Genomic DNA, 22,989 nt, shown 5'->3' with positions numbered 1-22,989 from the left:
TTTTGGACACTAACACCAGCACATGAAATCAATCGAAAACACCATCGCGCAGCTCAAGAGTATATACGACGAAGCGGTCTCGACCCTTCGTGAGGATGTTATGGCTTACGGAACGAAGGGGACCATTCCGCCCGCAAGTCGCCGTGAAGATGGAAGTTACGCCTATCCAGAGCTTACCGTGCATTACTCAGGCATTGGCGAACCGCTCGACCGCAGCCGGGCCTTTGGCCGGTTGGAGCAATCCGGCACCTATCAAACGACCATTACTCGGCCCGATCTGTTCGCTGGCTACCTTGCTGAACAGCTGAGCCTCATCGCTGGCGAATATGAGATCGAAGTCGAGGTTAGCCGCTCTCGCCAGGAAATCCCCTTCCCCTATGTCCTCGATGGTGACGCGGGCGCAGCAATGGTCGGCATTGCGCCTCAGGATATCGCCAAGCACTTCCCCTCCACCGACCTTGCTCTAATCGGTGATGAGCTGGCCGATGGGATTGAATTTGATGAAGCGGAATCCATGCCGCTGTCGTTGTTTGATGGCCTGCGCACAGATTATTCGCTCGCTCGCTTGGCCCACTATACCGGAACAAAGGTTGAGGATTTTCAGGATTTTATCCTATTCACCAACTATCACCGTTATGTTGATGAGTTTGTAAACTGGGGCGCACAGCAAATCTGTGAGGGCGGCTACACCGGCCTCACCGGCGCTGGCGGTCTCAACATTCACGAATGCACCGACAACGCGCAGGAACAGCTCAACGATACCGCATGGCGGCGGCACCAAATGCCAGCTTATCATCTTATCCGTGAGGACGGACGCGGGATTACCTTGGTGAACATCGGCGTCGGTCCATCCAATGCGAAGACGATTTGCGATCACCTCGCCGTGCTGCGCCCGCATGCGTGGATGATGATCGGCCACTGCGGCGGCGTGCGCTCAAGCCAGAAAATCGGCGATTTCGTGCTCGCACACGCTTATTTGCGCGATGACCATGTGCTCGACGGTGTGCTGCCGCCAGAGATTCCAATCCCCCCGATTGCTGAGGTTCAGCAAGCCCTTGCGGGCGCAACCGAAGAAGTGGCTAAGCGCGCAGGGCGCGAACCTAAAGCAGCGCATGCGCACCGGCACAGTCGTCACGACAGATGACCGCAATTGGGAGCTGCTGTACTCGACCTCAGCCAAGCGCTTCTCGCAAAGCCGCGCAATCGCGGTCGAAATGGAGAGCGCCACGATTGCAGCCCAAGGTTACCGTTTCCGCGTCCCCTATGGCACTTTGCTATGCGTGTCCGACAAGCCGCTCCACGGCGAAATCAAACTGCCAGGGCAAGCCAACCAGTTCTACGAAGAAGCAATCGCCGCTCACCTTCAGATCGGCCTGGAGGCGTGCAAACGCCTGCGCGATGAAGGCGACCGTCTGCACAGCCGCAAGCTGCGCGCCTTCAACGAGCCGCCATTTAGGTAGTCAATTTTGATCGCCAAAAACCGAGGCGGCATTCTTCAACACCTCCTCGTGACGGGCAGGGACATTGTAAAATTTTTCGATCAAAACTTGAATGACTGAAAAACCAGCGATGAGTTCACTTGATGACATTGAGATGCCTTCATGCGCACCAGCGTTGCCCTTTTCACGAATAATATGAAGAATACCCTTTTGGTCACTATCCACATGACCGCGAGTCTCTAAGTCATTAATCTTTTTGGCTAGGTTTCCTCCGTTACATTCTTGATCGTTGACCAAGAATTCTACAATCATACGCAAGCCCACTGTTGTAAGGCGAAGTTGCCCACCAGCAAACGCATAGAGCATCTCTTCAATTATTTGATTGAGATCGTGAGGGGCATGGTCCGTGTTGAACGCAAAACTTGAAGAAGTTGGCGGTGGATATTGGATTTCTGACTTAATTAAATAGGTTCTACCGTACTCGTCATGATCAAAGTCTTCACTACACCAAGAAGACTTCTCAAAAGATACCCCGTCACAGGCTCCGCACCTGAAAAGCGAAAAGTCAGTTCCGCCATCGACACCACCAAGTGGATGGTCATCAGACCAAGAGCCTCTGCACCTTGCTTCAAGAACATGAATTGTACGACGATGGCATTCGTCACAATGGAGTTCTTTGCGTTCGTCTAGCTGCAATATCCTCTCGAACGTGTCGAACATCCAAGCCCTCTCTTAATTTGTTAAATCCAGTGTCTGGAGTTGCTGCACCGGTTTCGAGAACCCATTCGCTTTCGATTCACTAATCGAAACCTCACCGCGATTGCGCTGAGAACTCGGTCAAGCTCGCTCGCATCTTCTGGATTTCCTGGCCGAAAACCAGCAATTGCGCCTGCGCATTGGCATAGCTGATGCCGTAGGAAGAATTGACATAGCCCTGCAGGACGATCGCCTGATCACCAGCGCGCACGGCCTTGCTGCTCGGGCTGAGGTTGTTGTACTCATTGATGAAATCGTCAATTTCAGCGCGCGGGCGAGCGTCTTCGCGGACGAATGTCGCCAGCATCAGCAGGCCTACACACCCCTGCTGCGGTGTGCATGCCCGCGGAGTCAGCGCAAAGCTGATCCCGGTGTCGAGCCTGCGCGCGGTAAACTGTACCGCCATTTGCATCAGTTTCGACCTGCCAAGTTGTTTGCACATCGAGCAGCAAGCGCGAGATCGTCGCCGCATCAAACTGCGTTACGACCTGCGGATTTTGCGGCGCTGCTTGCGCTGGCGGCTGTCCCTGAGCCAGGACGGTGGCTGGCTGCATCGCAAGCGCCGCACCAAGAGCCGTTACAACAGTTAGAAAACGCACAATCATTACCCCCAAATCTCAGCCAATCACGGCGAGAAAAATTCCGTCGCCCCAAGGATTGCCATGCCATCACCGCCATTTCCAGTCGGTAAACGGCGCAGTACCTTGCCGCTTTCATAATCAACTTCCGCAACGGTGTCGCTAGCCGTTTCGGCGACATAAACCCGCTCGCCATCGTCGGACCACAAGATCGTGACCTGAAAGCGTTCCTCGGCCTGTTCTGGCCCGGATACGGTGATGGTGCGGATCACTTTGGCGGTCTTCAGGTCGATCACGCTCAAGCTGCCATCCCGCAGATCAGAGGTGACCGCCACATCGCCTTGTGGGCGGATCGAAAGCCGCAAAGGAAAGCGCCCCGTTTCCAGTGACCTACGTACTTCCATCGTAACGGGATCGAGTTCGAACGCCTGATTGGAACCGCGCGCAGACACCCATAGAGATTTGCCGTCCGGAGCCAGCGAAATGCCCTCCGGTTCCTCGCCCACCGTGACGGATAGAGGCGGCGCGTCGCCGGTCAAGTCGATGCGAGTGACCGTCTTTGAGCCAAGATCGGTTGTCCAAGCCGCGCTTTCATCCGGCGCAACGACTAGCATGTGACTGCCCTGCTTACCGGTGGGATATTCCGTGAGAGCAGGATTACCTTCGCCGTCGTCGGCTATTCGGAAGATCGACTGACGCCCTTCCGCCGTTGCATAGATCACCCCGCTCTCCATCCACATGATCCCATGCGGACGGGCATTCTCGCCCAAGTCCACACTGGTCACACGGCTAAGATCATCAACATCAAAGACATCCACTGTGGTGCCGCCATAGCAGGCAAGCGCCACAAATCTGCCATTGGGCGACATCGCCAGCTCGTGTGGATTGGTGCAGCTATCTTTGCGCAGCACTTCTTTCCCAGTCGCCAGATCGATCTTGGAAAGCGTGTTGCCCCGCTTGTTGGCCACGAACAGCAGCTCGCCGGTTGGGCCGGATTTGGCCTCGCTCAGCGGTACGTAAACGGTCCATCCGGACCGTTCAGCCTCGCTTTCTACCGGTGCGCAGGCGGATATCGCCAGCGCCGCCGCACCGATCAGCCCTGTTCGCAGGCCAATCACCAGCCCGCTTCCTGGCCTTCATTTTGCTCGTTCAGCCATTCCAGCAGCGGCGCGAAATATTCGACCATGGCTGTGCCGCTCATCTGCCGCTCGCCAGTGAAGGCCTCGAGCGCATCGGGCCACGGCTTTGACGCGCCCATTTCGAGCATCGCATTGAGGTTTTTGCCAACCTCTTCATTGCCATAGAACGAGCAGCGGTGCAGCGGCCCTTCCCAACCGGCGGTGTCGCAGGCGGCCTTGTAGAATTGGAACTGCAGGATGCGCGCCAGGAAATAGCGCGTGTAGGGCACATTGCCGGGGATGTGATATTTCGCGCCCGCATCGAAGTTCTCCTCGCTGCGCTCCACCGGCGGGACAATGCCCTGATATTCGGTGCGCAGGCCCGTCCAAGACGCGTTCGCATCTTCCATGCTGGTGGAGCCATCGAACAGGCCCCAGCGATAGCGATCAACCAGCAGGCCGAAGGGTAAGAAGGCAACTTTGTCCATTGCCTGGCGCAGCAGCAGGCCGATATCCTTGTCCGCGCTCGGCACTTCCTCTGGCGTAAGCATATCAATTTGAACGAGATATTCCGGCGTGATCGACAGTGCGATCATATCACCTATCGCCTCATGAAAGCCATCATTCGCGCCGTTGAGATAGAGGAAATCCTGCTGGTTATAGGCGCGCTGATAGTAATTATGGCCCAGCTCATGGTGGATCACGACAAAGTCATCGGCATTGCGCTTAATGCACATTTTAATCCGCAGATCGTCGATATTGTCGATGTTCCACGCGCTGGCATGGCACACGACTTCGCGGTCGGCAGGCTTTGTGAACTGGCTGCGATCCCAGAAAGTATCGGGCAGAGCTTCGAATCCGAGTGAGGAGAAGAACTGCTCGCCCACGCGAACCATTTCCTTCTCGTCATACCCCTTCTCGGTGATCAGGTCGGTGAGGTCATATCCGATATCGCCCGCGCCCCCTGGCGCGACGAGCGGATAGATATTGCCCCATTCCTGCGCCCACATATTGCCGAGCAAATCCGCGCGGATCGGCCCGGTCGCTGGTTGCACGGCATCGCCGTGTTTTTCATTGAGCTTGCGGCGAACATAAGTGTGCAGCGCGATGTAAAGCGGCTTCACCTCTTGCCACATCCGCTCTGTTTCGGCGGCGAACTGGTCTGGATCCATATCGTAATTTGAGCGCCACATTGCGCCCAGATCGGCAAAGCCCAGCTCCTTCGCGCCGTCATTGGCGATGCCGATCATCTTCGCGTAATCCTCACGCATCGGCGCGCCGACATTGTCGTGCCAGCTGACCCACATTTCGGACAGTTCAGCAGGCGTGCGGTCTTGGTTGCCCATTTCCGCTTCGATGTCAGAGCCGCCGATCTCTTCGCCATTCAGAGTCCCGCGTCCCTTGCCGTAAGCAGAGCCGAGCTGCGTTGCGATCTCGCTGAGCTCAGCCGCCGCGCCCTCGCGGCTTGGCGCGGGCATCACAATACCATTGCGCAAGATATCAAGCTTGCGCGCGGTGTCGGGGCTCAGGCCCGGAATACGCGCGTATTTCGCCGCTTCATTCGCAAAGGCTACCGATTTCAGTGTCGATTCCGCGCCATATTGCGAGGCCAAACTATCGCTATCGTGCCCGATATTGGTCTGGTTGAGCCACAGCACATGGCCATAGGTTTTGGAGAACGTGTTGAGCTCCGCCTCAACGCTGGCAACCCAGGCGTCGGCTCCTTCTGGCGTTTCAGGAAACTCTGTGCCCGCCGTGCAGCGCAGCCTCATCCGCCGCATGCCCATCGGCCAGCGCCGGCGTCGAGGCGAGCGAAATTGCGATGGCCGATGCTATCATGAATTTGGGAGCGATAGATGGGAGCTTCATGAGCCTGGTAACCTCTCAAAGGAATTGGTTTCTTATGAAATGAGTTTGAACTGTGGTTTGCTTAGAATCAAGCGTCAGTCGTCGAAAAGCGCTGCGCCACCAGTGCCGTCAGGACCGCCAGAAAGCCGCTGATCCATGTCGCCATCTTGAACGGCCTCAGTGTTGATGCGAGCGAGGCAAGCTGATCATCGCCAGCGAAATTGCGCAGTTGGATGAATTGCGAAATGGTTTCGCCATAATCGGTGACCAGAAAGATGACGCCTGAGGCCAAAGCGACGAGGCCCAGGCCGGACAATATCGGCGACGAACAACTGCGATAATAAAGCCCCGCGAGAACGCAGCCGATCCCGAAAATGCCGATGAAGATCAAGTCGCTGACCATTGCGATGGCGGCGGTATCGAGCAGCCCATCCCTCGCCCAATATCCCTGAATCGCGTCCACCGTCGCCGCATCTGGCGCGCTTTGGTGGTCTAGAATGCCTCCGGGCACACCGTCGGTGATCAAGGGCGCATGCAGCGTCAACGTAATCGCAAAGGCGATTAGGCCGCCGACCCACCACACCAATGCGGTCCGTTTTGAAACCGTCATGGCACGCTCAAAAACTGGGTAATCGCCTCGCCCAATTCTGGCTTGGTCGCGCTGTCGAGATGCGCGCCGGGCACTTCGTGATAGGTCGCATTGGGTAGCAATTCAGCGAGCTCCGTCGCAGAACCATTGTCCTGATCATCGACACCGCAGGCGACCAGCGTCGGCATGGTCACATTGGACAGCTTAGCGAGATCGAGATCGCCCATCGCATCAAGGAGCAGGCGCGCCGCGACCCGGTCTACACCCTGCGACTTCAGGAATTGGCGCGAGAAATAGGCTGGGTCTCCGCGCTCGATAGTGTCGAACTCATCGATCACGCGCTTAAAGAACGCCGCACGCTTCTGCCATTCGTTGAGGCCAGAAACGCCCATCCCGCACACCACCAATTTGCGCGGAGCAAGCACCTGGGTCGCGGTTGCGTGCAAGGCCGTGCGCGACCCCAGCGAAAAGCCGACGAGGTCATAAGCGCCATCCTCCAGCTCAAGATGCTCGACCAAGGCCGCCGCATCACGGACCAAAACGCCGCTCCGATAATTGGCCGGATCGGTCGGGCTTTCGCTTTCGCCGTGCACGCGAAAATCGAGCATGATCGCCTCAAACCCCGCCTCGACAAGGCGCGCCGCGTGGCCCCACTTGATCCAGTTCATATCCGCGCTGGAAAACAGGCCATGGAGCAAGATGACCGGTGCGCCCTCACCCATCCGATGTACGGCGAGCTTGGTCTCGTCGAACGAAGTGAACATCGCGGTGCTGAGGTCGCTCATGAAAGCAATTCCATCCATTCTGACTGGGTCTGCGGCTGTGTTTCCCATTGCGGCACGCCTTCGGGCAGGACAACCCAAGACTGCTTACTGCGGATCCAAATATGCGCGACAGGATCAAGCTCCACCGCATTGTCCAGCGATCCGCCTTTAATCGTGACTAGGCCGGGTCGGTTTTCGCCCGCGTGAAACAGTCGGCTGCCGCAGGTCTTACAGAAATGGCAATTGGTGTGAGATCCGCTGTCCGTTGGACGGCGCCAGCTTGCAGTTTCTCCCTCGACTTCGAGACCAGTCAGAAACACCGGCACCGACAGGCCAAAGGCGCTAGCCGCCTGTTTTTGGCATTCGCGGCAATGGCATGCATAAACGGTCAGCCGGTTGGCATTGATGCGGTAGCGCACCGCGCCGCATTGGCAACCACCGGTAAAGCTCACCGCTTCGTCAGCCCCTTTTGCTCCATCCGCCATTTCGCCATTTCGATCCGGTCTTGGCCAAAGAAGGGCTCGCCTTCAAACACCAAGGTTGGCACGCCCCAATGGCTAAGCCGCCTCTAGCGCGCTTTGATTGTCTGCGATTTCGGCGTCCAGTGCAGCTGCGTCACTCAGGACTTCAGCATCAAGTTCGGTGAGATCCAATCCTGCACGAGACGCTGCGCTCGCAAGGTGATCGCCTTCGTCCCAGCCATTGACTTCGCCGGAGAAGATAATGCGGGATACTTCGTCTGCGAATGCCAACCCTTTGCCTCGGCGCGATGCGGCCTGGCCTAATCGGCAGATTCGGCGGATAAGTGGCTGCTCCTCAGCAATCTCGCGCGTCATCAGGTTTTGATTCACAGGATCAGGACGCGGCCAGCGATAAGGGATGCCCAAATGCTGGGCGACCCGCATCGAATCCATCAGGATATAGCGCGGCGCCGCTGGGTTTCCGGTGAACAGCAGTTCCGGCGCACGGATCGCAATCGGCCACACTGTACGCAGCGCAATCTCAAGATCAAATTCCTCTGCCAGCGCGCGGTAGCGGCCAATGGCGAGATAAGAATATGGGGAACGGAAGCTGAAATAGAGGTCTGCTTTTAGGGTCATCCGCGCAGACTAGCGCGAGGCCCCGTAAAAATCTCTACCCAAAATGCGTCACCGAAAGAAACACTGCGTCCCGGCATAAAGCATGGTCAGTCGGTCTTCCTCTAGAAAGCCGCCAATCTTGCCGCCCAGCGCGAATTCCTCACCCAGCGTGCTGTCGGTGATCAGGGCAAATCCCGTGGTGCCCTCCACTTCGCTGCGCGGCGCTCCGGGTTTGAGGCCGCTTTGCAAAGCGATGCTTGCGCCGCCTTCCTGCTCGCCCAGCACCCAACCGACCAAAAAGCCGTTCTGAAAATTGACCGTCAACGCGCCGGGGAAGCTGGTGAACTCCATGCGGCCTGCTCCGCATTCCTCGCCGATATTGCGGCCCTCTGGCTCGCCCAGACTGGCGATCAAAGCGCCTTCGACTTCGCTGCGGCCGGCAGAAAAGAAAAACGCCTCTGACCCGGCGGCCAACCCCTCTGCGCGCAGTTCAACAGCATTGTCGGCGATCACGGGCGCTGCCGGGTCACCACGTTCATTCATGCGCTCGCTCGGGCTTGGGACCGTGCCGCTATCGCAGCTCGCCAGCAGCAATCCGGCGAAAAATAGAAAAGTAATCCGCATAATGCCTCGTAATATTGAACTGCCACGATTGCGGTTTGCAGACCGCTCGTCAACTTGCTTGAGCGCTAATTGCATAGGCCACACGGCCCCACGCTATTGCTTGAGCCAAGGCGTCCGGAGGCTCCAGAAGATGATGTCGACGTTGAGATTGTTCACCGCGTAATCCTCAAATTCCGCGCGCGTGAATTTCTTGCCCGTTTCTGGATTGGTATAGGTCAGCGTCGGCGATTGCACGGCCATTGCAACAACCGGCAAGTCATCGCCCATCCGCTCAAGGAAGGGATAGGCGTTCTTCAGCTGTCCGCGCCGATAGGGGATGATGTCCGGGCCGCCCATGCCAATGCCCTCGGCTTTTCCGAGCTCAAACAGGCGGCTCATATATTGCCGGTCATTTTCCCATTCGCAGGGCCAGAAATTGACATATTGCACCACCAGCGACCGCTCGAACGCCGCGCGCGCCGCGCCCAGATTTTCCATCTGAGCCTCGAAATAGGTATCGCATGTGAAGCCTTCGGGAGCGCCCTTCCCCGTTGGCACTTCGATCGCGGTTTCCGGCAGGTTGAGGCCATAGATACGGCCGTCAAACCGTTCCCCCAGGGCCGCCAACAAGGCCTGATAACGGGCGCGCAAATGCGAGTTCCATTGCGCGGCGACCCAGCCAGAGCCCTGCGCCTTGCCCTCGCCAGCATTGTCTGTCTGACGCACCAGTCCGCCGCCATATTTCGGCTCTTCGAGCAGATAATCGGGCAGATAGCGGCTTTCTGGAAGGAAGAAGCGATCCTGCAACTGAACGAACAGCCGCTTGCCCATGCTGTCCGCGAGTTCCAGCTCTCGCTCGATCTTCTCGAAATTGTATTCGCCCTCGCGCGGTTCCAACCGGCGCCAGTTGTAGACGACCTGCGCGCCCGCGATATCCTAGCGCGCCAGCAGGTCCTCGTGATTGGAGAGCTCCGCCCCGCCAATGAAGATGAAATGCTGCAAATCGGTATCGACGGTTTGCGCCGACCGTTCAGAATCTGGGACCGGTTCAGGCGCCTGAGCGCAGGCGGCAACGCCCTGCAAGGAAAGCGCAAACGCCAGCGTCATACCAAGACGCCCAATCCGATCTCGCAGCATAATCTAGCCCTTCTTCAAATGCCTCCGCCCGAGCAATTCGGCGATCTGCACGGCGTTCAATGCCGCGCCTTTGCGTAAATTGTCTGACACACACCACAAAGTGATGCCGTTTTCGACCGTCGGATCATCGCGAACGCGGCTGATATAGGTTGCGCCATCACCGGCGCTTTCGGTTGGCGTCACATATCCGCCGTCTTCACGCTTATCGATCAGCATGATGCCCGGTGCCTCGCGCAGGATTTCCTGTGCTTGCTCCGCCGACAGCTCATTCTCAAACTCGATATTGATCGCCTCGGAATGGCCGACAAACACTGGCACGCGCACGCACGTCGCGTTGAGTTTGATCTTCGGGTCGAGGATTTTCTTCGTCTCGACCATCATCTTCCATTCTTCCTTGGTCGATCCATCGTCCAGGAAGACATCGATATGCGGGATGACGTTAAAAGCGATCTGCTTGGTGAAGACCTCCGGCTCTACCGGATCACCGACAAAGATTGCGCGGCTTTGCTGAAACAGCTCGTCCATGCCGGATTTGCCAGCGCCAGACACCGATTGATAGGTTGAGACGACGACGCGTTTAATCTTGGCCGCATCATGCAAGGGCTTCAGCGCCACGACCAGCTGGGCCGTCGAACAGTTCGGGTTCGCGATGATATTGCGCTTCGTATAGTCATCAATCGCATCCGGATTGACCTCTGGCACGATCAGCGGAACGTCCGGCTCCATGCGGTAAAGCGAGGAGTTGTCGATGACGATACAGCCTGCTGCCGCGGCCTTTGGCGCATATTCCTTTGCCGGGCCGGACCCGGCGGAAAATAGCGCAATATCCCAGCCATTCCAATCGAAATGCTCGATATTCTGGCATTTGAGCATCTTGCCCGTGTCGCCGAATTCCACTTCGCTGCCCTGCGAACGCGAGCTGGCCACAGCGGCGATTTCCTCAATCGGAAACTCGCGCTCTGCCAGCACTTGCATCATCTCGCGTCCGACATTGCCAGTCGCACCGACCACAGCCACCCGGTAACCCAAATCACATACTCCAATGGAAATTCAACTTCACGTTGTGCGCTGCCGCGCCTAACATGCCTTGGCAAGAGTTTCTTGGGCACATCAGGAGGGGAAACGTATGCAGAGCGGTATCGCGCATTGGCGCGAGAAAGCGAGCTATTTCGGCTTTCAAGGGCACCAGATTGCCTATTGGACCGGCGGGAATGGCGATGCGAGGCCGCTTTTGCTGGTCCATGGCTATCCCACATGCTCGTCTGATTGGGCCCGCACGTGGGAGGATCTGGGCGAAAAACATCATTTGATCGCCTGCGACATGCTGGGCTTTGGCTTGTCAGACAAACCGCGCGGCGGCTTTGGCGGTAATGGCTATACCATCCATGCCCAGGTCGATGTGCAAGAGGCTCTGCTTGCGCATCTCGGCATTGGAGAGTTTGACGCTCTGGTCCACGATTACGGCGTGTCCGTTGGTCAAGAACTGCTCGCCCGCCAGCAAGACGGCTCTGGCGCGCAGCAGCTCGGCATGATGGTGTTCCTCAACGGCGGAATTTTCCCCGACCAGCATCGCCCTCGCCCGGCGCAAAAACTGGGCGTGTCACCGGTCGGCTTTCTGCTCGCGCTGCTGCTGAACCGCAAACGCTTTGGCCAGAGCTTTTCAGAAGTGTTTGGGCCAGACACTCAGCCCAGCGAGATGGAGCTGGACGAATTTTGGGATTTCATCGCGCACAATGGCGGCAACCGGCTGACCCACAAGCTGCTGCATTACATCGCGGACCGGCGCACGCATAAGGAGCGCTGGGAGGCGGCGCTGGTCGAGGCGCAGGAGAAGATTGGCCTGATTAACGGCGCGCTCGATCCCGTCTCTGGCAAGCACGCTTATGACAAATGGCGCGAAATTGTGCCCCGCGCTCGCGCGCATCTGATTCCCGGCGTGGGGCACTACCCCCAAGTCGAAGCGCCCGGCGAGGTCGCCGCGACTGCGCTGGAATGGCTCGCCCAATCGCGCGTGCCTATTCCGGCGGCGTCACGCCGTTCCGTTCGAGGAAAGTGAAGATCGTGTTCCACAGATGCGGCGAGATATTCTCGCCAGAAACCCGGTGCGTGTAGCCCGGGTAGAGCATCATTTCGAACGGCACATTGTTCTCTTGCAGAACCGAAATGAGCTCGGATGAGTTTTCAAACACCACATTGTCATCCGCCATGCCGTGGATCAGCAGCAAGGGATCGCTGATCTTGGTGGCATCAGGAATGGCGCTGGCTGCTTCATAGGCCTCTGGCACTTCGCGCGGATCGCCCATGTAGCGCTCTGTATAGTGGGTGTCATAAAGCTCCCACTTGGTAACCGGAGCGCCGCTGATCCCGGCGGCATAAAGTCCCGGATCGGCCTGCATCTGCTTCAGCGTCATATAGCCGCCATAGGACCAGCCATAGAGCGCGATCTTGCCCCCATCGACGAAATCGAGCGTCTTTAGGAACTCTGCACCCTCGCGCTGATCGTCCACCTCAACGCCGCCCATCGCGTGATAAAGCGGCTGCTCAAATGCGACCCCGCGATTGGCGCTGCCGCGATTGTCTAGCTCAAACCAGATATAGCCAGCATCAACGACGGCTTGCTGCAATGCGCCGTCCCAACCACTCGTCACCACCTGCGGCCCTGGCCCGCTATAGTGATAATAGAAGACCGGGTATTTTTTGCCCGGCTCCATCTCTGGCGTGACCATCTTGTAATGCAGATCTGTCGTGCCATCGGCGGCCTTGATTGTGCCGAACTCAGCGGGACGATGGCTGGCGAGATATGGGGTATAGGGGTGGCTGGCATCCAATGCGTTTTCTTCAACCCATGCAATTCTGTCGCCATTTTGCTGAGCGAGGTAACTCTGCGTCGGTTGATCGTGACGCGAGCGGCTGATCAACAGAGATTTGCCAGCCTGATCCATCGCTGCGCTATGTTGATAGCCACCAATCGTCAGCGCTGTTGGAAAGCCGGAAAGCTCGCGATAGCTCGTAGAATAGACGCTCTGGTCGCGCAGGTTAACTCTGTTGGCGGTGAAGAAAACAGTCTCACTATCTTGGTCAACACCGACCAGATTGCTGACAACATAATCACCTTGCGTGATTTGATGGGTCTGCACACCATCATCGTCAAAATCCAAGCGATAGAGGTGGCCGAAACCATCACGTTCAGACCACCAGATCATGGATCCATCTTTGAGAAATCTGTAATTGTCCTCGATATTGATCCAGTAATCCTCGGTCGCGGCCTTTTCAGTGAACAAGACCTCGCTTGCCCCCGTCGACGGGTCGACCTTGAGCATATCAAGAACGGTTTGCTGGCGATTTTGGCGCTGAACATACAGACCACCGTCTGGCGACCAATTCACCCGTACGAGATAGAAGTCAGTTGGATCCTCGATGTTGTAATGTTCAGGACTCTGGTTGCTGGTCAGATCGACCTTCACACGGTTGCCACCATCAGGGTCCATCACGAACAGCTCGACAATCGCATTGTCGCTGCCCGCAACGGGATAGCGCTGATCAAACACTTTCGTGCCTGCCGCGCCGATTGCTGCGCGCGTAACGATCCCGACCCGCTCCTCGTCGGTGCGCTGTACGACCAGGCGGCTGTCGTCCGGTGCCCACCAATAGCCGTCCATCCGGCTCATTTCTTCCTGAGCCACAAACTCCGCCTCGCCCCAGCGGATGGTGTCGCCTTCCTTCGGCGTAATCGGGGCGGCGGCCTCGCCGACCTTGCCCACCCACAACTGACGCTCGCGCACGAATGACACAGAGCCGCCCGTGGGGCTCAGCTTGGGGTTAAGCTCGCTTTCCTCTGTGTCGGTCAGGCGCGTCACCTCCCCGTCGAGCTTCGCGAGGTACAGATCACCATCCAGCGGCACGAGCACGCCCGAACCATCGCTAACCCATTGATAGCTGATGATGCCTTTGAGGTTGCCAACCCGCGCCCGCTCGCGCTGCATCTTTTCATCTTCGCTGAGCTCGCGGCCAGACCCCAGCGCTTCGCTGTCGACCAGCATAGTCCACTCGCTGGTTTCCCGGTCATAGCCCCACAGGTCGTAGCGCTCCCGCTCATCATCGCGGTTGCGCAGCACAGTGAGATAGCGCCCATCGGGCGACAGTTTAGCCTGACGCGGGGCAAGCCCATTCAGCGATGGCGAGGCAAAGACGCGCTCAAACGTCAGCTCTGGCGTATCAGTCACTGTGTGATCATCCGCGATGGCTGGGGCTGAGAGCATTGCGGCTGCAGCAAGAAAAGAAAGACGCATTCCAAAAGACACCTCGTCATTGCGAGCAGCCACCGGCTGCGCGGCAATCCAGGGTCAGGCGCTGGATCGCTTCGTTGCCGACGGTCCTCGCAATGACGGGGCAGAAAATCAATGTCTTCAACGAAAAAGGGCGCCCTGGTCTCCCAGAACGCCCTTTCCAATCTCTCGGTGTGAGACTTACGCCTTTGGCGCATTCTCGCGGCGCTCAGCAATACGAGCCCGCTTACCGGTGCGGCCGCGCAGATAGTAGAGCTTCGCACGGCGCACAACGCCGCGGCGAACCACGGTGATGCTGTCGACGATTGGCGCGTACAGCGGGAACACACGTTCCACGCCTTCGCCAAAGCTCATTTTGCGCACGGTGAAGTTGCTGTTGATGCTGCGGTTCGACCGCGCAATGACAACGCCTTCAAAGTTCTGGATACGCTCGCGGCTACCCTCGGTGACTTTCACGCCGACACGCACGGTGTCTCCGGCCTGAAACTCAGGAATCTCTTTGGTCACTTTGCCGATTTCTTCGGCTTCGATTTGCTGGATCAGGTTCACTGGTCCGTGTCCTTTTCTTTTCGCCGCGCGCCAGAGGCAGACTGGACCCGAGCATCCTCATGACGCTCCCATAGATCCGGCCTGCGTAACCGAGTGTGATCTTCCGACATGGCTTTGCGCCAAGCGGCGATCTTCGCATGATCCCCCGATCGCAGCACTTCAGGGATCGTGCGCCCTTCCCATTCTTGAGGTCGGGTGTAGTGCGGATACTCAAGGAGGCCTTCTTCAAAGCTCTCCTCAGCACCGCTTGAAGGCGCGCCCATTACGCCGGGAAGCAGCCGAATGCAAGCATCAAGTATGGTCAGCGCAGCCATTTCTCCGCCCGATAAGACGATATCAGCGAGACTAACCTGCTCAATCTGGGGCCGCGCTTCAAAAATGCGCTCGTCAAAGCCTTCGAACCGCCCGCACAGCAGCGTGACGCCGGGCCCAGCTGCGATCTCACGGATGCGCGCCTGAGTTATCGGTTTGCCGCGGGGCGTCATGGCCAGAATTGGGATATCCGAAGCAGCCCCCTCCTCTCTAGGGGAGGGGGTTTGGGGGTGGGGCTCGCCTGGTATTGCCCCCCACCCAACCCTCCCCCTGAAGGAGGGAGGGCTTTAGAGACTGTGCTTGAGTGACACTGTCCAAGGCCCGCGCCAGCACATCGCATTTCAGCACCATGCCCGCGCCGCCGCCCGCTGGCGGACTGTCGACATTCTTGTGCTTATCAAGCGCAAAATCGCGGATTTGAACGGTGTCACACGACCATTTGCCCTCGGCCATGGCCTTTCCCGCCAGACTAGCGCCAAGCGGGCCGGGAAACATCTCAGGATAGAGTGTGAGGATGGTGGCGGCGAAGGTCATAGTCTAGTTCACTATCTCCGCTTGCCCCGAGCTTGTCGAAGGGCTGCCTTCCTCTTCCGCACCGGCAGAAAAATTAAAGTGCAATCCTTCGACAAGCTCAGGATGCGCGGGATTGGGTTTGCGGCGAAGGTCATTGTTTTCTAGTCGAAAGCCAAACTCACGGTTCTCAATTTGCGCTTACTAATCCAGCGATTGCAGCAAGCCACCACCGCCCATGAAACCACGAAGACGAAGGGACAAAGCAAATGCACGCTGAGCGGAGCGTCCAAGATATGTTGCGCTTTACCCTGCTGGACTGAAACTGCAGCCAATCCATACAAACTGATTGTGAGGATTATTGGGGGCGCGAGGACTGCGATCCAAAACCGTTTTTTGTGATTTTCGGAATGGACATGCCGGAGCATCAGCCACCCAAACGCAAGCGAAAGTGCTCCAACAACCAATGCTGCGATCCCATAAACAATTACATATGGCATTGCAGCTTCGATAGCACTCGAACCGTTTGACACCCCGTGAGCCGAAGGTGGAACAGGATTTCGCTCTGAAATCGGATCACTCACTCGACCAATTCACCCCATCCTTTGCCCGCGTATCGACACTAAGTTCAAACACATCCGGGCGGGAATAATGGCCATCGGTGTCGAGGCTCGTCAAATTCGCGCCGATCTCTGACAAATCCAGCTCGGCGTGGAGCGTTTCCTCGTCCTCGCCTGCTTGCGCAAGAACGCGCGCATCGGGGGCGGCGATGAAGCTGCCGCCGCGGTTTAGCACGTCGCTCCCGATTGCTTCGATCAGCTCGCGGGCCGCGTCCACATCGGCATTGCCGGTTTCCGCTAGTTCCAGGCCTTCAAACAGGTCGGCTTTTTGCTGAACCAGTCCTGCGGCGAGCACGAAGCAGCGGCCTTCAAACGCATAATGGCGCGAATTGAGCGCATATTCCTCGCGCACGGTCGGCCACGCGGCGACATGCACCGCTTCGCCGAGATTGTGCATCGCTGCGCGCGCCAGCGGCATCCAATGCTCCCAGCAAATCAGATTGCCGACCTTGCCCCATTCCGCCTGATGCACGCCCAGGGTCGAGCCATCGCCGCGCATCCAGATCAGGCGTTCGCCATGCGTCGGCACCAGCTTACGGTGGTCCAGCGGAGCCTCACCCGGGCGCAGCATTAGCTGATTGTTGTACAGGCTGGAGCGCACCCGCTCATGCGCGCCGATGGAGATGCAGGCGTCATGCGCGTCGCACAGCTCCTGCAGCGGCAGCAGCCGCTCATCATTCGCGACAATCGCGTTTTCGAGCATGATCGCGTGGCATGCGCGCGTGCCCGGATGGTCCCACAAGGCCGCGCCGGGGGACTCGTCCAGCCACAGCGGATAGCCGCCAAGGAAGGTCTCACCAAAGGCGACCAGTTTCGCGCCGTCTTTGATCGCCTTTTCAGAGAGTTCGGCGGCCTTTGTGATGCCTGCTCCAATCGCCAAGGGGATCGGTGCGGCTTGGCAAATAGCGACGGGGAGTTTGGTCATTTTCGAGCCTTTACAAGTCCAAAGAAAACGCACGTTGTTAGGGCCGTAATCGATGCGATTCCAAGTAGGACAACCATGTTCGCTGTGAACGCAAGCATCCCCCCTCCGTCACAAGTCGTTATGTCTCTACAAAACGGCGTGATAATATAGATCATGCCAGCGATCCAAAGAAGAATAACGAGCAATGGCGCAGCCAATGCTGACCAAAAGAGCCGGATACCGTTAAAGGTCAAAACCCAAGCAGTGAACCATGTGACAACTGCCGCGCTCCCTACAATCCAAATCATTCACTAGCCTTCAGAGAAATCGGCGGCGATCACAAGCCTGCTTGTGTCCCATTCGATCACGGCCGCATCGATCAGCGGCACCATAAAGGTCTTGGTGCCTTTTTCAGGCGGCGGCTCGCGGACGATCTCGATCACGTCGGTCGCGCCGAAATTCTCGACCGCCACGACGGTGCCCACGCGGTCACCCGCGTCGGTGAAGGCCTCCAGGCCAAGAAGGTCAGCGTGGTAGAACTCGCCCTCGGCAAGGTCTGGCAAGGCCTCTCGCGAGACCATCAGCACGGTTCCGCGCAGCTTCTCTGCATCATTGCGCCCGGACACTTCGGCGAAGCGGGCGACCGCCCCGCCCTTATTGTCGGAGCGGATTTTCTTGAGCGTCAGGACACGCCCGTCTTTGCCGGCGGTGAAACTCTTATGCTGCGAGAGCGCTTCCACGCCCTCGCCAAACAGTTTCAGCCGGACTTCGCCCGCCACGCCATGCGCGCCAGTGATGGCGGCCAGCTCGATGGACTTATCGCTCAACACCCCAGCCCCGCTCGTGCTGAGCTTGTCGAAGCACCGCACTTCTTTCTGGAAAGACATGTCCGAAAGAAGAACAACCCTTCGACAGGCTCAGGGTGAGCGGGGTAAGGCATTGGAGCTTAGCCTTCAGACTTTTCTTCGCCAGCGTCTTCCGCTGGAGCTTCTTCAGCAGCCGCCTCTTCAACTGGTGCTTCTTCAGCCGCAGCTTCTGGAGCAGCTTCTTCAGCAGGCGCTTCTTCAGCAGCAGGCTCTTCTGCTGGTGCTTCTGCAGCAGCCTTTGCTTCTTCTGCAGCGGCGTTCTTCGCTTCTTCTTCCGCTTCCTTAGCGGCAGCAGCCTTTTCAGCCTTCTCTTCAGCGCGCTCGGTCGCTTTTTCGCCTGGCTTCGCTTTGTTCGGGTTGTTGCGAGCTTCACGCTCACGAATGCCAGCAGCATCGAGGAAACGCGCAACGCGGTCTGATGGCTGTGCGCCAACGCCGAGCCAATATTTCGCGCGGTCTTCGTTGAGCTTTACGCGGCCTTCGTCGTCCTTGGCGAGCAGCGGATTGTACACGCCGATTTGCTCCAGATACTTACCATCGCGTGGTGCGCGGCTGTCTGCCGCTACGATCCGGTAATAAGGACGCTTCTTTGCGCCACCGCGCGAGAGCCTCAGTGCAATTGCCATTATAGATACCTTTCCAGTCTCAAATTCTTGAAATCGTTTAAAATTACTTCTTGTTCAACATATCACGTAATTCAGGGGGCAGCGTGTTCGGATCCACTCCGGGAGCGCCAGAACCGCCGCCCGGACCGCCCAGCCCCGGCAAACCGCCAGGCCCGCCAGCACCGCCGCCCATGCCGGGTAGGCCGCTCATCATTCCGCCTGGGCCGCCGCCTCCGCCAAACATGGATGCGAGGCCTTTCAGACCGCCCATTTTCTTAATCTGCTTCATCGCTCGGCCCATTTCCTGGTGCATCTTCAGCACCTTGTTGACCTGCGGAACTTCGGTGCCGCTACCCGCAGCAACGCGCCGCTTACGCTTGGCATTCATCAGTGCGGGATTGGCGCGTTCCTTGGCCGTCATAGAGCCGATGATTGCGTCCATATGGAGCAGCACTTTGTCGTCCATATCGGCTGCGGCCATTGCCGCCTTCGCCTTCTTCATGCCCGGCATCATGCCTGCCAGCATGCCGAGGCCGCCCATGTTCTGCATTTGCTGCAATTGCATACGCAGATCATTGAGGTCGAATTGCCCTTGCGACATGCGCTTGGCGAGCAGCTCAGCGTCTTCTTCCTTGATCGTCGCAGCGGCTTTTTCGACCAGGCTGACGACATCGCCCATGCCAAGGATACGGTCGGCCACGCTGCCTGCGCGGAAAGCCTCAATCGCGTCGAGCTTCTCGCCCGTGCCTGCAAACTTAATCGGCTTGCCAGTCACCGCGCGCATAGAAAGCGCAGCGCCGCCGCGTGCATCGCCGTCCATCCGGGTAAGGACCACACCGGTCAGCGGGACTTCCCCGCTAAAGCTTTGCGCAACGTTTACAGCGTCTTGACCGGTCAAGCTGTCAACCACCAGCAGCACTTCGGTCGGCTCAGAAACGCTGGAGACAGCCTTCATTTCGGCCATCAGAGCTTCATCGACATGCAGACGGCCCGCGGTATCGAGCAGCAGTACGTCGAAGTTCTGAAGGCGCGCAGCCTCCATAGCGCGGCGTGCGATGTCGACTGGCTGCTGACCAGCGACGATCGGCAGGGTCGCGGTTTCGACTTGCTCACCCAGAACCGCCAACTGCTCCTGAGCAGCTGGGCGATTAACGTCGAGCGAGGCCATCATGGCCTTCTTGCCGTGCTTTTCCTTGATGAGCTTTGCGAGTTTCGCGGTGGTCGTCGTCTTACCAGAGCCCTGCAGACCGACCATCATGATCACAACCGGCGGCTTTGCCTCCAAGATCAGGCCTTCGGTCTCTGGCCCGCCGAGCATGTCGACCAGCTCGTCATGGACGATTTTGACGACTTGCTGGCCCGGTGTGACCGATTTCAGAACGTCCTGGCCAACGGCCTTTTCCGTCACTGCATCGATGAAACGCCGCGCCACAGGCAATGCCACGTCGGCCTCGAGCAAAGCCACGCGGACCTCGCGCATTGCGTCGCGCACGTCTTGTTCTTTAAGCGCGCCGCGGCCCTTAAGACGATCGAAGACCCCGCCAAGGCGGTCGGACAAATTGTCAAACATTGCCGAATGCTCCTTGCTTGCGTTTTATCTGGTCGCGTTTCCGAACCGCAAAACCGGTTCCCACTTTTGCTGGAAACGCTCCGACAAGACGATCGAAGACCCCGCCAAGGCGGTCGGACAAATTGTCAAACATCGTCTTCAACTCCTCACTTGCCGCGCACGGCGAGAATTAAACGCAAAAAACGCCGCGCGAACGAAACCTCGTTGGCCAGCGCGGGGATATGCCCCAATTTTACCCATGTATCCGGGTGTGTTGATATTCGGTCAGTATCGCGGCGAAAAGGGGGCTCCCGAGAACCGGAGCGCAGCGATCAGACAGATCGTGAGCACCGGAAGCGCAAGGGAACTGCTCTTTGCAGCCCGATAATGGCCGGATACCAACATATCCGGTTCGATGGTGGAGCCTAGCGGGATCGAACCGCTGACCTCAACACTGCCAGTGTTGCGCTCTCCCAGCTGAGCTAAGGCCCCTATCATCGATGTGTCTGGCTTACTGACGTAAGACCAGCGCCCCGCTTTCGCAAGGAGGCAGCCCATTATGGGCTACCCCCTCGAAAGGCAAGCCTTAATTAATTCTCGTGATCTTCGTCGTCGCCTTTGCCCTTGGCAACGCCAAGATCATCATCGCCGCCCAGATCAACATCATTGTCCGGTGAATCTTCACCGTCATCGATATTCTCGATGTCTTTCAGCTCATCATCGTCGTCGCCGCCCAGATCGGTATCGGCTTCGCCGTCCTTCTTCTTGTCGTCGGCTTCAAATGGAATTGGCTGCTTGGTCTTGAGCACAGGCTCAGGAGACCAGGTCTCGCCGCATTCAATGCAGGTGACCGGCTCATCATTGCCGAGATCGTAAAAGCGCTCTCCGCATTTGGGACAAGAACGCTTGGTGCCCCATTCTGGCTTCGCCATCAATTAATCCTCGAGTTAACGCCGCGAGCCGCGATTGGCGCGGGCAAAAATATGGTGTGGTTTGTGGGGCCGATTGAGGTGTAGTTCAAGAGCCCCGCTCCAAAGTCGGCGCGCCTTGCCAGATGCGTGGGTGACTGTCAAAGACGCCGCGCTTATTTCATCGCGTAATATTTTTCAGAAAGCTGCATCTTGCCCGCTCACACCTTTGCCCCCCTTGGCCCTTTGCGCGGGAATCTGCGCGTGCCCGGCGACAAGTCGATCAGCCACCGCGCTTTGATGTTTTCCGCGCTTGCCGTGGGGACAAGCACCGCGACCGGCCTGCTAGAGGGTGAGGATGTGATGGCCACCGCCGCCGCGATGCGGGCGATGGGCGCGCAGATTTCGCGTGATGATGATGGCACTTGGCACATTGGCGGCGTGGGCGTTGGCGGATTGCTGGAGCCGGGTGAAGCGCTCGACATGGGCAATTCTGGCACTTCCACCCGCCTGCTGATGGGAATCATCGCCAGCCACGGGATCAAAGCGACGTTTACTGGCGATGCCAGCCTGTCTGGCTTAGCCAATGGGCCGCGTGATCGATCCGCTGAGCCTGATGGGCGCGAGCTTTGAAAGCTCCGAAGGTGGCACTCTGCCGCTGATGATGCGAGGCGCCCTGCCCGCTGTGCCGATTGAGTACACTCTGCCAGTGGCCAGCGCTCAGGTGAAAAGCGCCGTTCTGCTCGCGGGTCTCAACACACCGGGGATCACCACTGTGATTGAGCCTGTCCCCACACGCGACCACACTGAGCGCATGTTGAAGGGCTTTGGCGCGAAGCTGGACGTGGAACAGCAAGACGATGGCGCGCGCGTCATCCGCATTCACGGCGAAGCTGACCTAAAGCCGCAGCACGTGATCGTTCCGGGAGACCCCTCTTCCGCGGCGTTCTTCATGGTCGCCGCTCTGATCGTTCCGGGCAGCGATTTGCTGATCGAGAATGTCGGCCTCAATCCGACCCGCGCAGGCCTGGTGCAAGTGCTGCGCGAAATGGGCGGCTCCATCGATGAGGTGAACCCGCGCGAAGTTGGCGGCGAGCCGGTTGCCGATCTGCGCGTGCGCCATTCTGAACTGAGCGGAATTGACGTCGATCCAGCCATCGCGCCGAGCATGATTGACGAGTTTCCCGTCCTGTTTGTCGCCGCATCGCTGGCCAAGGGCACGACGCGAACAAGCGGTCTCGAAGAACTGCGCGTGAAAGAAAGCGACCGCCTCTCAGCAATGGCCGCCGCGCTCACATTGGCCGGGGCAAACGTCGAAGAAAATGAGGATGGCCTGGTGATCCATGGCACCGGCGGAGAGCCTTTGCCCGGTACGCCTGAGGGACAAACGGTCACCACGCATCTCGATCACCGTATCGCGATGAGCATGGCGGTCGCGGGCCTTGCCAGCGCTGGCGGTGTGACTTTGGACGACACTTCACCCATCGGCACCAGCTTTCCGAGCTTTATGGATTTGCTTGAGGCGGCATCAAATTGAGGACTTATCTCACCCGTCATGCGGAACTTGTTTCAGCATCCATCGCTAGAACGATCTTCGAAGGGCCGCGCCGGGGATGGACCCTGAAACGAGTTCAGAGTGACGAAGACGCAGAATTGCGAGGAAAGCGATGAACACCCCGCTCGATATTTATTCGATCATCGGCTTCGTCGGCACGGCCTGCATCATCGCCGCCTACGCCTATCTCACGGTGAAGGATAAGCCGAACCCATTTATCCTGCACGGCACGAACCTAACTGGAGCTGCGCTGCTCACGATCAGCCTGCTCGTCCACACCAATTGGCCAAGCCTGGTGCTGGAAGGCTTCTGGGCGGCGATTGCGCTGTTTGGTTTGGTGAAGGCGCTCAGGATGAGGAGCAAGGCCGCGTCAGAATAGCTGCGGCTACACTTCTTAAGCTATTGCAACCTATT

General features: G+C 58.1%; 20 protein-coding genes, 1 tRNA gene and 4 pseudogenes. 4 read left to right on the top strand and 21 right to left on the bottom strand.

The window, feature by feature from the left end; genetic code table 11:
• The first annotated feature begins 22 nt into the window (after positions 1–22).
• A pseudogene (locus AC0V6U_RS05110) lies at positions 23–1,460 on the top strand (AMP nucleosidase).
• Here the strand turns inward: AC0V6U_RS05110 and AC0V6U_RS05105 are convergent.
• The 12 genes and pseudogenes from AC0V6U_RS05105 to AC0V6U_RS05050 form a co-directional block, all read right to left on the bottom strand.
• Entirely contained in the window at positions 1,461–2,159 is a 699-nt protein-coding gene (locus tag AC0V6U_RS05105) for a DUF4145 domain-containing protein (protein ID WP_472645116.1), read from the bottom strand.
• Positions 2,160–2,250: 91 nt separating this feature from the next.
• Positions 2,251–2,601 (bottom strand): type III secretion system chaperone family protein, encoded by a 351-nt coding sequence (locus AC0V6U_RS05100; RefSeq protein WP_486169391.1) that lies wholly within the window; start codon positions 2,599–2,601, stop codon positions 2,251–2,253.
• Positions 2,602–2,820: 219 nt separating this feature from the next.
• On the bottom strand, positions 2,821–3,891 hold the full coding sequence (locus AC0V6U_RS05095) for a YncE family protein (RefSeq protein ID WP_472645114.1): 1,071 nt from the start codon (positions 3,889–3,891) through the stop codon (positions 2,821–2,823).
• A pseudogene (locus AC0V6U_RS05090) lies at positions 3,888–5,730 on the bottom strand (M2 family metallopeptidase). Before AC0V6U_RS05090 ends, AC0V6U_RS05095 begins: the two are co-directional and overlap by 4 nt.
• A gap of 97 nt (positions 5,731–5,827) precedes the next feature.
• Positions 5,828–6,349, bottom strand: coding sequence for a hypothetical protein (locus AC0V6U_RS05085; protein ID WP_472645113.1), 522 nt, complete (start codon positions 6,347–6,349; stop codon positions 5,828–5,830).
• Positions 6,346–7,113 carry an alpha/beta fold hydrolase gene (locus AC0V6U_RS05080; protein ID WP_472645112.1) on the bottom strand — a complete coding sequence of 256 codons (768 nt, stop codon included), beginning with the start codon at positions 7,111–7,113 and terminating at the stop codon, positions 6,346–6,348. Before AC0V6U_RS05080 ends, AC0V6U_RS05085 begins: the two co-directional genes overlap by 4 nt.
• Positions 7,110–7,577, bottom strand: a complete 468-nt coding sequence (locus AC0V6U_RS05075) for a GFA family protein (protein ID WP_472645111.1) — start codon at positions 7,575–7,577, stop codon at positions 7,110–7,112. The genes AC0V6U_RS05080 and AC0V6U_RS05075 overlap by 4 nt, the downstream gene beginning before the upstream one ends.
• 72 nt (positions 7,578–7,649) lie before the next feature.
• Complete coding sequence (locus tag AC0V6U_RS05070) at positions 7,650–8,192, bottom strand: DsbA family protein (RefSeq protein ID WP_472645110.1); 543 nt, start codon at positions 8,190–8,192, stop codon at positions 7,650–7,652.
• A 48-nt stretch (positions 8,193–8,240) separates the two neighbouring features.
• Complete coding sequence (locus tag AC0V6U_RS05065) at positions 8,241–8,795, bottom strand: aspartate-semialdehyde dehydrogenase (protein WP_472645109.1); 555 nt, start codon at positions 8,793–8,795, stop codon at positions 8,241–8,243.
• Positions 8,796–8,888: 93 nt separating this feature from the next.
• Positions 8,889–9,671: a hypothetical protein gene (locus tag AC0V6U_RS05060; protein WP_472645108.1), complete on the bottom strand. Its 783-nt coding sequence runs from the start codon at positions 9,669–9,671 to the stop codon at positions 8,889–8,891.
• A 39-nt stretch (positions 9,672–9,710) separates the two neighbouring features.
• Complete coding sequence (locus AC0V6U_RS05055) at positions 9,711–9,881, bottom strand: hypothetical protein (protein ID WP_486169390.1); 171 nt, start codon at positions 9,879–9,881, stop codon at positions 9,711–9,713.
• A gap of 33 nt (positions 9,882–9,914) precedes the next feature.
• On the bottom strand, positions 9,915–10,940 hold the full coding sequence (locus AC0V6U_RS05050) for an aspartate-semialdehyde dehydrogenase (RefSeq protein WP_472645106.1): 1,026 nt from the start codon (positions 10,938–10,940) through the stop codon (positions 9,915–9,917).
• A 97-nt stretch (positions 10,941–11,037) separates the two neighbouring features.
• Between AC0V6U_RS05050 and AC0V6U_RS05045 the strand changes: the two genes are divergently transcribed.
• Positions 11,038–11,967, top strand: a complete 930-nt coding sequence (locus tag AC0V6U_RS05045) for an alpha/beta fold hydrolase (protein WP_472645105.1) — start codon at positions 11,038–11,040, stop codon at positions 11,965–11,967.
• Here AC0V6U_RS05045 and AC0V6U_RS05040 read toward each other — a convergent pair.
• From AC0V6U_RS05040 to AC0V6U_RS05000, 9 genes and pseudogenes are all read right to left on the bottom strand, one after another.
• Complete coding sequence (locus AC0V6U_RS05040; protein ID WP_486169389.1) at positions 11,927–14,200, bottom strand: S9 family peptidase; 2,274 nt, start codon at positions 14,198–14,200, stop codon at positions 11,927–11,929. The two genes, AC0V6U_RS05045 and AC0V6U_RS05040, sit on opposite strands and share 41 nt — an antisense overlap.
• 177 nt (positions 14,201–14,377) lie before the next feature.
• Entirely contained in the window at positions 14,378–14,746 is a 369-nt protein-coding gene (gene rplS / locus AC0V6U_RS05035; RefSeq protein WP_472638870.1) for a 50S ribosomal protein L19, read from the bottom strand.
• A pseudogene (trmD, locus tag AC0V6U_RS05030) lies at positions 14,743–15,592 on the bottom strand (tRNA (guanosine(37)-N1)-methyltransferase TrmD). Before trmD ends, rplS begins: the two are co-directional and overlap by 4 nt.
• Before the next feature lie 552 nt (positions 15,593–16,144).
• Entirely contained in the window at positions 16,145–17,113 is a 969-nt protein-coding gene (locus AC0V6U_RS05025) for a carbon-nitrogen hydrolase family protein (RefSeq protein ID WP_472645101.1), read from the bottom strand.
• A 290-nt stretch (positions 17,114–17,403) separates the two neighbouring features.
• On the bottom strand, positions 17,404–17,919 hold the full coding sequence (gene rimM, locus AC0V6U_RS05020) for a ribosome maturation factor RimM (RefSeq protein WP_486169388.1): 516 nt from the start codon (positions 17,917–17,919) through the stop codon (positions 17,404–17,406).
• A 119-nt stretch (positions 17,920–18,038) separates the two neighbouring features.
• Positions 18,039–18,584 carry a 30S ribosomal protein S16 gene (rpsP, locus tag AC0V6U_RS05015; protein ID WP_472645099.1) on the bottom strand — a complete coding sequence of 182 codons (546 nt, stop codon included), beginning with the start codon at positions 18,582–18,584 and terminating at the stop codon, positions 18,039–18,041.
• A gap of 43 nt (positions 18,585–18,627) precedes the next feature.
• The gene (ffh, locus tag AC0V6U_RS05010) at positions 18,628–20,133 is read right to left on the bottom strand and encodes a signal recognition particle protein (RefSeq protein WP_472645098.1); all 1,506 of its coding nucleotides are present in this window, start codon (positions 20,131–20,133) and stop codon (positions 18,628–18,630) included.
• A gap of 395 nt (positions 20,134–20,528) precedes the next feature.
• Positions 20,529–20,604, bottom strand: a tRNA-Ala gene (locus AC0V6U_RS05005).
• 98 nt (positions 20,605–20,702) lie between these two features.
• Complete coding sequence (locus tag AC0V6U_RS05000; protein ID WP_472645097.1) at positions 20,703–21,044, bottom strand: TIGR02300 family protein; 342 nt, start codon at positions 21,042–21,044, stop codon at positions 20,703–20,705.
• A 189-nt stretch (positions 21,045–21,233) separates the two neighbouring features.
• On the opposite strand from AC0V6U_RS05000, the pseudogene aroA reads away from it, so the two are divergent.
• A pseudogene (gene aroA, locus AC0V6U_RS04995) lies at positions 21,234–22,557 on the top strand (3-phosphoshikimate 1-carboxyvinyltransferase).
• 130 nt (positions 22,558–22,687) lie between these two features.
• Positions 22,688–22,954, top strand: a complete 267-nt coding sequence (locus AC0V6U_RS04990) for a CBU_0592 family membrane protein (protein WP_472645096.1) — start codon at positions 22,688–22,690, stop codon at positions 22,952–22,954.
• The last annotated feature ends 35 nt before the right edge of the window (positions 22,955–22,989 follow it).

Source organism: Erythrobacter sp. W36 (assembly GCF_057364935.1).
Note: the sequence above shows the minus strand (reverse complement) of the source record. Positions and strands in the feature narration are given on the sequence as shown.